The organism is Opacimonas viscosa, assembly GCF_024199005.1.
GTDB lineage: Bacteria > Pseudomonadota > Gammaproteobacteria > Enterobacterales > Alteromonadaceae > Opacimonas > Opacimonas viscosa.
Genome location: NZ_JANATA010000002.1, coordinates 161,935 through 171,565, shown reverse-complemented (window position 1 = coordinate 171,565; position 9,631 = coordinate 161,935). Strand labels below are relative to the sequence as shown.

Below are 9,631 nucleotides of genomic sequence, written 5' to 3'. Positions count from 1 at the left end.
TATTTCCGTATTTCCGTATTTCCGTATTTCCGTATTTCCGTATTTCCGTATTTCCGTATTTCCAATAATGTTTGTTGGTTAACGGTATAATGGCAAGCCTTATTTTGTTGCAGGCACAAAAAAACCGGTAAAAACCGGCCTTTTCGTATAAACACCCTTACGAGTGAGTATTTTGCTCAGTTCCGTTGCCAGAACCTTTTTCAGCTTGGATTCTCATGTAAATTTCTTCACGATGAACTGATACTTCTTTTGGGGCGTTAACTCCGATTCTCACTTGGTTGCCTTTCACACCAAGTACAGTCACGGTGACGTCATCACCTACCATTAAAGTTTCTCCAACACGACGAGTCAAGATAAGCATTCTTTTGCTCCTGTTCCTTTAAGTTATTCATCCATGTTTTGAAAACTGTCAATGACGTTTTCAGCTTCCTTGTTGTTTTCGGTCACTACGAAAACACTGAAATAAGTATATGTACAAATTTAGAAAAGACTAAATTTTTTCTTCAATAAATTTATATACTGATGACAATGCATTTTCCAAATTCTCAGGCTGACTTCCACCAGCTTGAGCCATATCAGGTCGACCACCGCCTTTACCACCTACTTGTGAGGCTACAAAGTTGATTAATTCCCCTGCTTTTACTTGGCCAACCAAATCAGGAGTCACTCCCGCGATAAGGTTAACTTTGTTTTCTCCAGGCACACCTAAAACAATGATCCCAGAAGAAATTTTTTGTTTCAGCTCATCCAACATACCGCGAAGCGCTTTCGCCTCTACACCTGGTAAATTTGCGACTAAAACATTTTGTTCTTTGATTTTTTGTACTTTACTTAACAAATCAGAACCTTGTTGACTTGCTAGCTTTTGCTTTAATGCGTTTAGCTCTTTTTCTAAGTTTTTAATATTTGCATTTTGTAGCTGTACTTTATCAAGTACATTTTTAGCATCAGTTTTGAACAGACTAGCGACTGTTTGTAACGTACTTTGCTGTTCTTGGACTAATGCCAAGGCAGTTGCGCCTGTAACAGCTTCTATTCTGCGCACACCAGATGCGATACCACTTTCTGAAGTGATCTTAAGCAGACCAATATCACCTGTTGCTTTTACGTGGATCCCACCACAAAGTTCAGTTGAAAAATCACCCATTTTGACAACGCGTACGTCATCATCGTATTTTTCACCAAACAGTGCCATAGCACCAGATGCTTTTGCTGATTCTAAATCCATCAAGCGTGTATCGAGTATGTGGTTGGCGCGAATTTGTTCATTCACACTGTTTTCCACCTCTACCAATTGCGCAGTAGTAACACCTTCAAAATGCGCAAAATCAAAGCGTAGTTTTTCGTGGTCTACTAGAGACCCTTTTTGATTAACATGCTCACCTAGGATGTTCCGTAATGCAGCATGTAGAAGATGGGTAGCACTGTGATTTAGCGCAATTGCCTGACGTCTTGTTGTATCTACTTTTGTTGTAACCGTATCACCGACATTAAGTACAGCAGCAGCCATACCCTGATGGGCAAATGCTGCATTGAGTTTTTGAGTGTCCTGAACCGTAAATACCACTTCACCTTTATTATTTAGGATGTCACCACAATCACCGACTTGACCACCTGACTCAGCATAGAAAGCGGTTTTATCCAGAATAACAATACCGCTTTGTTCGGCAGTAATACTAGAAACGGATTCATTATTTACTATGATTTCCAACACAGAGGCAGTATCACTAACACAGGTATATCCTGTAAACTCAGTATTATGCTCAACCGTTAATAACTCGTTGTAGTCTGTACCAAAATTACTCGCCTTTTGTGCTCGCGCTTTTTGTTCTGCCATAGCTGCAGCAAAGCCATCTTCATCTATAGTGTAATTTTGTTCACGGGCAACATCAGCGGTTAAATCTGCTGGGAAACCATAAGTATCGTATAATTTAAATACCAAATCACCAGGAATAACTGAACCCTCAATATCCTTGAGTGATTCATTTAATATGTTCATACCACGGTCAAGGGTCTTGGAAAATTGCTCTTCTTCTACCCTTAATACTTTTTCAATCACCGGTAACTGTTCAGTCAACTCAGGGTATGCATCGCCCATTTGCGAAGATAATGCAGATACTAATTTATAGAAGAAGATATCATCAGCACCCAAGCGATAACCATGACGAACAGCGCGACGAATGATGCGACGCAGTACATAACCACGGCCTTCATTAGATGGCATAACACCATCACAAATTAAAAAGCTACATGAACGAATGTGATCGGCAATAACACGTAATGATTTATCCGATAAATCAGTGGTTCCAACAACGTCAGCAGCAGCTTTAATCAATGCTTGAAAAATATCAATTTCGTAGTTGCTGTGCACATTTTGCAATATTGCAGAAATACGCTCTAGGCCCATTCCAGTATCAATCGAAGGTTTAGGTAATGGTTCCATAGTGCCATCGGCAGAACGGTTGTACTGCATGAAAACTAAATTCCAAATTTCAATAAAGCGGTCACCATCTTCTTCAGGTGTGCCTGGCTTACCCCCCCATATGTGTTCGCCATGATCATAAAAGATCTCAGAACATGGACCACAAGGACCGGTATCACCCATCGACCAAAAGTTATCAGAAGTTGAAATGCGGATGATTTTATCTTCTGCTAAACCAATTTTTTGCTGCCAAATGGCAAAGGCTTCATCATCTTCGTGATATACTGTGACTAATAATTTTTCAGCCGGTAAGCCTAAGGTGACAGTTAAAAACTCCCACGCCATACGAATGGCATCTTCTTTGAAATAGTCGCCAAAAGAAAAGTTACCTAACATTTCAAAGAAAGTATGGTGACGTGCTGTATATCCCACATTATCTAAATCATTGTGCTTACCACCGGCTCTGACACATCGCTGTGAAGAAACAGCTCGGTTGTAAGAACGTTTATCAGTACCTAGAAATACGTCTTTGAACTGATTCATGCCCGCGTTGGTGAATAATAACGTAGGGTCATCTGCAGGAACTAAAGATGAGCTAGAAACCACTTGATGTTGATTTTTTTGAAAATAATCAAGGAAAGCTTGTCTGATATCAGCGGTTGAGCGCGCCATAGTTAATCCTTTAGTGGAATAATAAAATAAATTAAAACAATTAGTTACGAAGAACCTGTATAAAAAATATACTTCATATAGAAAAATAAGTGCGTAAAATATCACAAATGCAGATGTGTTTTAAGATCTAATTTGGTGAAATTCTTAATAAATAGACAGATAACTAGGTCAATTTAGCAACATCTTTTGCATTTTTAGCACCATTTTTAGCACCATTGCAAAATGATAACGGGCCTCATACAACGCTTTACTCATTTCTATAAAAAAGGCAATTAGCTTCTGTACGACTCATCTTTTGGGGATTCGGTAATCGCGAAAGAAATTTGGTCTTGGCTAAAGCCGCGATATTGTAGAAAGCGCATTTGTTTTTGTTTCTTTTGCCAATCCGTCTCGACTTCTTCACCAAATTTCTTGCACTTGACTTCATAAGCTCTGCTGTACCAATCAATTTCTAATTCATCCAATGCTTCGTGCAACATCGAAGAATCAATATTGTGAACCTTTAATGCTTGTTTTACCCGAGATAAACCTTGCCCTTTCATCATACAGTTGCGGACAAAATGAAAGGTAAATCGCGCATCAGATTGGATCCCGTTTTCAACAAATTTATCTAATACCGTATTAATGTCTGAAGTCGAAAACTCTTGTTGCGATAGTTTTTGGATAATTTCCGCAACACTGTGCTCACGCTTGGACAGCAAACGCGTTATTTTATGACGCAGTTGTTTATACGTTTCTTTTTTTGCGACTGCGATATCATCAGCATCTGCGTTACTGATAAAAGCTTGCTGTGATATAGAGTCATCCGATGATTTTTTCTGACCCTTATCAGGCTCTAGAAACGAAGTGTCTGGTGTATCGACAAAATTAGATATATCCGTGGTACTTTGTTCCAGCTGAGACATCTTCTCTCTTAGTACTGCTAGCGTTTTATCTTTGTTAGGAGTTGCTTGGGACATAAACATCACTTCTTTTGTGAACCTAATCTGCGCTATTATGGTAAAAAAAACCATACAACTTGTCACTGAATCTACATGACTTATTCATTAAAATCTTTTTCAAGTATTGCGCAAATCGGTAAGGATTCTTGGCAGCGTGCTTTTGCGAATGGTGGTCCCACTCTACAGTACTCTTTTTTATTAGCCCTCGAAGAAAGCCACAGTGTCGGTTCTAAAACAGGTTGGACGCCACATTTTATTGGTATTTATAAAGCAGCTGACTTAGTCGCGTTACTGCCCGGATATAGTAAATCACATAGTTATGGCGAATATATTTTTGACCATGCTTGGGCGAATGCATACGCTCAACATGGGTTTAATTATTATCCAAAATGGATTTGTGCCGTACCGTTTACCCCAATTACCAAACAACGAATTGGGTTTATTGAGCTAGTAACTAACACCACAGAGTCAACCGACAATTCAATAAACCGCGCAGCAATAATAGACTTCCTAGGTCAAGCCTTACCCGAATATATAACAGAGCAAGGGTTCTCATCCGCGCATCTTCTATTTGTTAATCACACTGAAAATACCTTATTGAACAGTGAAACTAAACTGTCTCAAAGATGGTCTTTGCAATTTGAATGGCAAAATCAAAACTATACGGACTTTACTGACTATTTATCTTGGATGGTGTCACGCAAACGTAAATCAATCAAAAAAGAACGTAACAAAATTGCTAAACAAGGGATTTCAGTTAAACAGCACTTTGGGACTGAACTTAGCTCAGAACATATGGCATTTTTTTACGAATGCTACAAAATCACCTATCTCAAACGCAGTGGACATGAGGGATACTTGACCCGAAACTTTTTTGAACGCTTGTACAATGATATGGCTGAACACATATTACTTGTTATTGCATATGAAAATGAACGGCCTATCGCTGCTGCGTTCTTTTTGTACGACACAACTGAGTTATACGGACGTTATTGGGGTGCACTAAATGAAGCCGACGGTTTACACTTTGAGTGCTGTTACTATCAAGGGATTGAATTTGCTATCCAACAAAATATCCAACGCTTTAATCCTGGTACCCAAGGCGAACATAAAATATTACGAGGCTTTGCACCGACCTATTGTCATTCTTATCACCTACTCAATCACCCTGATTTTGCGCATGCGGTAGAAGATTTTGTCCAGCGCGAAAAACCCGCTATCCAAGCATATAAGCTTCAATGCGATGAATTATTACCATTTCGCAAGGAAAACGAGTCACTTTGATCAGAGTGTATAGACCAACCAATGTATCGCAAACTAATTGATTTCCAAACCAGCATATATCGTAGCAAAATTGACAGTGTCCACTATTTTTGTCAGTCTTTGCCTACAAAAAAATAACAACAGAACCTTAGGGAACAATAATGAATAAAACGTTAATTGCGAGCCTTGTCGCCAGTACTTTTTTACTTGGTGCATGCTCACAACAAGCACCGACAGAAGCAGCCACAGCCGTCACTACCACTGAAATTGCACCTGCAGCAGAACTTGGGTCATTTGGTATAGAGTTGGACGCACGAGACTTATCGGTAAAACCTGGTCATGATTTCTTTATGTATGCGGGCGGTACTTGGTATAAAAACTACGAATTACCCAGTGATAAAACACGCTACGGTGCTTTTTCTAAATTAGCCGACCGTTCGAACGAACAAGTTAAAGCTATTATTGACGAATTAGCAGCTAAAACGGACTTGACGGGTAACGAAAAACTGGTGGCTGATTTTTATAATGCATACATGGATACAGCGACATTAAACAAACTGGGCTTAAAACCTATCCAAGCGGATTTAGATAAAATAGCAGCTATCTCTTCTGTTGCTAATTTAACAGAAGTATTTGGTGAAGCTTGGTTAACCGGAGGTACATCCACAATTTGGGGTGGCTTATGGACTAACCGTTTAGATCCAAATGAATATCAACTGCAACTTGGTGCTGGTGGTATTGGACTTCCTGACCGTGATTACTATTTGGTTGATTCAGAACGGTTTGCCAATATCCGTGCTGAGTATACTAAGCATATTGCGCAAATGCTTAGCTTTACCGGAATTAGCGAAGCCGATGCAACAGCCCAAGCAAAAGCAATCGTTGCACTAGAAACACAAATTGCCGAATATTTGTGGCCACGTGAGAAGCGTCGCAACCGCGACCTAACATTAAATCAATATTCTCGCGAAGACTTTGCCGCTGAATTTACTGGCTTTGATTGGGATGCATTTTTTGCTTCCTCTGGTCTAAAAATTCCGCACATTAACGTAACTCAACCGGAGCCTATCAAAGCTGCGATTACACTCATTAACAATGCCGATTTAGAGACTTGGAAAGCTTATTCTACCTATCATTTGATTGCAAATAACGCATCGTTACTTTCAGAAGATATCTACAATGCTAATTTTGCCTTTGCTGGTACTGTATTAAATGGCCAAAAAGAACCTCGCCCTCGTTGGAAGCGTGCGATATCCGCTATGGCGAGTACAGAAAGTTTAGGTTTTGCTATCGGTGAGATCTACACAGAGCGTTTTTTCCCAGAAAGCTCTAAAGAAAAAATGTCAGAATTAGTTGAGAACTTGCGCACAGCACTTGGCGAACGGATTGATGGTCTAGATTGGATGGGCGAAGAAACCAAAGTTAATGCCAAAGCTAAACTTGCCGCCTTCCGTCCAAAAATTGGTTACCCTGATGTGGCTATCGATTTCAGCGGTGTTGCTATCTCTGCTGATAACTTAGTCGGTAACGTGCGTAATTTACGAGAGTTTTTCCAAGCGAAAGACGTTGCCAATGAGATGAAGCCAACTGATCGTGAACGCTGGGGTATGGTGCCACAACGCGTGAATGCATATTACAATTCATCCTTTAACGAAATTGTTTTCCCTGCTGCAATTTTACAACCTCCATTCTTTGATCCAAATGCTGATCCGGCAGTCAATTATGGTGGTATTGGTGCAGTAATCGGCCACGAAATGGGCCATGGTTTTGACGACCAAGGCTCAAAATCAGATGCCAACGGTATTCAACGTAATTGGTGGACAGACGCCGACCGTGCTGCATTTGAGGAAAAAACTCAAATGTTGGCTGCACAGTATTCTGCGTATGAGCCGATCGAAGGAAACTTCGTTAATGGTCAAAACTCATTGGGTGAAAACATCGGTGATGTCGGTGGTTTAGCCATGGCTTACCACGCTTATAAACTTAGCTTAAATGGTGAAGAAGCCCCTATCATCGATGGCACTACTGGCGATCAACGCTTCTTCTTAGCATGGGCTCAAGTATGGCGTGAAAAACGTACTGAAGAAAGTATGCTAAATCAGTTACGAGGTGGTACGCATGCACCAGGTCGCTATCGTGCACTAGCACCGCGTAACCACGATGCGTGGTATGAAGCGTTTGATGTTAAACCAGGTGACGCATTGTATCTTGCTCCAGAAGACCGTGTGCGTATTTGGTAGATCTACAGCGGAACAATGTATAAATGATACATTGTTCTTATTACCAAAAATCAAAGTTTCCTTACATACTATCCCCTTGCGATTGAGTTAGCTCTCAAGGGGATATTTTTATCATGGTTCTAAAATTTAAGCCGTCATCATTGATATATTTACCTGCACAATCCTGTTTGTGGTCTAAGGGAGCAGGTTAACTAGCGGGCCAGTTCATATACACTCATACTAACAGCACTGCCTAAATTCAAAGAATCTATTTCTCCAGAACCACCAATGGTAAACGCTTGGGCTTCAGTATTTGCTAATAATTCATGTGGAACACCGCGCGCTTCATTGCCAAATAAATAACATGCAAACGCCTTAAAATCTGGTGCTTGAATAGGTTTGCCTTGCATATCTAAATAAGCAAAGTTGGTAAACCGCGCAGTTAACTGCTGAAAAGTAACATCCAATTCGACCGGGACATGAAAAATAGCGCCCATGCTTGCTCGGACTACTTTGGCGTTGTAAGGATCGACACTATTGGGACTCAACAATAACGTAAACTGTCCAAACCAACCTAAGGTTCTCAAGATCGTACCTAAATTGCCCGGATCTTGGACTTCATGCAAATATACAAAACGCATCTTGGTATGCGTTTTTTGTTGGCTAGTTGCCTGAGAAAGAGGTACACAAGCCACCATGCCTTGAGGAGATTTGGTATCACTGATCACTTTCATCTGTTTATCGTTGACCACTTTGATTGAAAAAACAGCACTTAACGATTCAGCCCAAGCGACATGCTCGGCTGTCACATAAAGAAACAAAGGCTGTGAATGAAGGTCAAGTCGGCCTTGTTGGAATGCGTTGTAACATTCTAGAATCAAGTGTTCTCCTTCAATTAGATAATAACCAAGCTGTGTCCGGTATTTTTTTTGATGGAGTTTTTTAACATCATCCAGCTTCATTGATTTATGATCCTATAAGCAAAAATTGGCAATTTACGCGCACAAGCATACAATATGTATAGATTTTTCGATACTAGAAGCACACCCAAACAATGGCAAAATCAAAAACCAGTAAAAAATGGATGGAAGAACACGTCAATGACCCTTATGTAAAAAAGGCCCAAGCTGACGGTTATCGTTCTCGTGCGAGTTATAAGCTGATTGAAATCAATGAAAAAGATAACATCATACGACCTAACAGTACTGTGATGGACCTTGGTTCTGCTCCAGGAGGATGGTCACAAATCATCGCACCGATGGTGGGTGACAACGGTCGTGTTATCGCCTCTGATATCCTTCCAATGGACGGTATCCCTGGTGTTTCCTTCTTACAAGGAGACTTCACCGAAGCTGTCGTTTATGAAGAAATATTGAAAATGCTAGGCGATGAGATGGTTGATACGGTGGTGTCTGATATGGCTCCCAACATGAGCGGAGTGAATACGACGGATCAATACGCATCGATGTATTTGGTTGAATTGGCGCTGGATATGGCTCGCAATGTACTGAAGCCAAATGGAGCTTTTTGTGCCAAAGTTTTTCAAGGCGTAGGTTATGAAGAGTATGTCAAAGACGTTCGTTCATCCTTTAAACAAGTCATTGTTCGTAAACCTGCTGCATCTCGCCCTCGTTCTCGCGAAGTTTATCTTGTTGCAAAAGGATTCAAAGGATAGGTAAACACGTCCTAGCAAGGTATGCGTTAAGCCGCTTATTTTGTTGGGGCACTTTTATCTAGCAAATGCAACTTATCTGGGACACCGTTCCATTCATCCGCGTCTTGGGGAGCAGGCTTTAACTCAGTAATTACCGGCCATTTTTGACTAAGCTCATCATTTAAAGAAATGTAATGCACTTGATCATCTGGAATTTCTGTATCTTGGTAAATTGCTTCGGCTGGACATTCAGGCACACACAGTGCACAGTCAATACAGATACTAGGGTCGATAACAAGAAAATTAGGCCCCTCAAAAAACGCATCTACCGGACACACCTCAACACAATCAGTGTACTTACACTTGATACAGTTATCTGTTACCACAAAAGCCATGCTGAGCACCTTATTTGAAAAAACAAACGGATTTTAGTCTAACTACTTTAAAACTCAAGAACTGT

Annotated in this window: 8 protein-coding genes; 3 read left to right on the top strand and 5 right to left on the bottom strand. The window is 40.5% G+C overall.

The window, feature by feature from the left end; translation table 11 throughout:
* Nucleotides 1-157: 157 nt before the first annotated feature.
* From csrA to NLF92_RS02745, 3 genes are all read right to left on the bottom strand, one after another.
* A complete protein-coding gene (gene csrA / locus NLF92_RS02755) occupies nucleotides 158-361 on the bottom strand; it encodes a carbon storage regulator CsrA (protein WP_254098626.1) in 204 nt (67 codons plus the stop codon).
* Nucleotides 362-490: 129 nt separating this feature from the next.
* A complete protein-coding gene (gene alaS, locus NLF92_RS02750) occupies nucleotides 491-3,094 on the bottom strand; it encodes an alanine--tRNA ligase (RefSeq protein ID WP_254098624.1) in 2,604 nt (867 codons plus the stop codon).
* Nucleotides 3,095-3,366: 272 nt separating this feature from the next.
* Nucleotides 3,367-4,053 (bottom strand): regulatory protein RecX, encoded by a 687-nt coding sequence (locus NLF92_RS02745; protein WP_254098622.1) that lies wholly within the window; start codon nucleotides 4,051-4,053, stop codon nucleotides 3,367-3,369.
* A gap of 75 nt (nucleotides 4,054-4,128) precedes the next feature.
* Between NLF92_RS02745 and NLF92_RS02740 the strand changes: the two genes are divergently transcribed.
* Together NLF92_RS02740 and NLF92_RS02735 are read left to right on the top strand one after the other, a co-directional pair.
* Complete coding sequence (locus tag NLF92_RS02740) at nucleotides 4,129-5,319, top strand: GNAT family N-acetyltransferase (protein ID WP_254098620.1); 1,191 nt, start codon at nucleotides 4,129-4,131, stop codon at nucleotides 5,317-5,319.
* Between the two features lie 140 nt (nucleotides 5,320-5,459).
* Entirely contained in the window at nucleotides 5,460-7,538 is a 2,079-nt protein-coding gene (locus tag NLF92_RS02735) for a M13 family metallopeptidase (RefSeq protein ID WP_254098618.1), read from the top strand.
* 191 nt (nucleotides 7,539-7,729) lie between these two features.
* Here the strand turns inward: NLF92_RS02735 and NLF92_RS02730 are convergent, their stop codons facing one another.
* Nucleotides 7,730-8,479 carry a TrmH family RNA methyltransferase gene (locus NLF92_RS02730; protein WP_254098616.1) on the bottom strand — a complete coding sequence of 250 codons (750 nt, stop codon included), beginning with the start codon at nucleotides 8,477-8,479 and terminating at the stop codon, nucleotides 7,730-7,732.
* A 92-nt stretch (nucleotides 8,480-8,571) separates the two neighbouring features.
* Here NLF92_RS02730 and rlmE point away from each other — a divergent pair, with 92 nt between their 5' ends.
* Nucleotides 8,572-9,192, top strand: a complete 621-nt coding sequence (rlmE, locus tag NLF92_RS02725; RefSeq protein ID WP_254098614.1) for a 23S rRNA (uridine(2552)-2'-O)-methyltransferase RlmE — start codon at nucleotides 8,572-8,574, stop codon at nucleotides 9,190-9,192.
* A gap of 35 nt (nucleotides 9,193-9,227) precedes the next feature.
* On the opposite strand, the gene fdxA is transcribed toward rlmE, so the two are convergent.
* The gene (gene fdxA, locus NLF92_RS02720) at nucleotides 9,228-9,566 is read right to left on the bottom strand and encodes a ferredoxin FdxA (protein ID WP_254098612.1); all 339 of its coding nucleotides are present in this window, start codon (nucleotides 9,564-9,566) and stop codon (nucleotides 9,228-9,230) included.
* Between the last annotated feature and the right edge of the window lie 65 nt (nucleotides 9,567-9,631).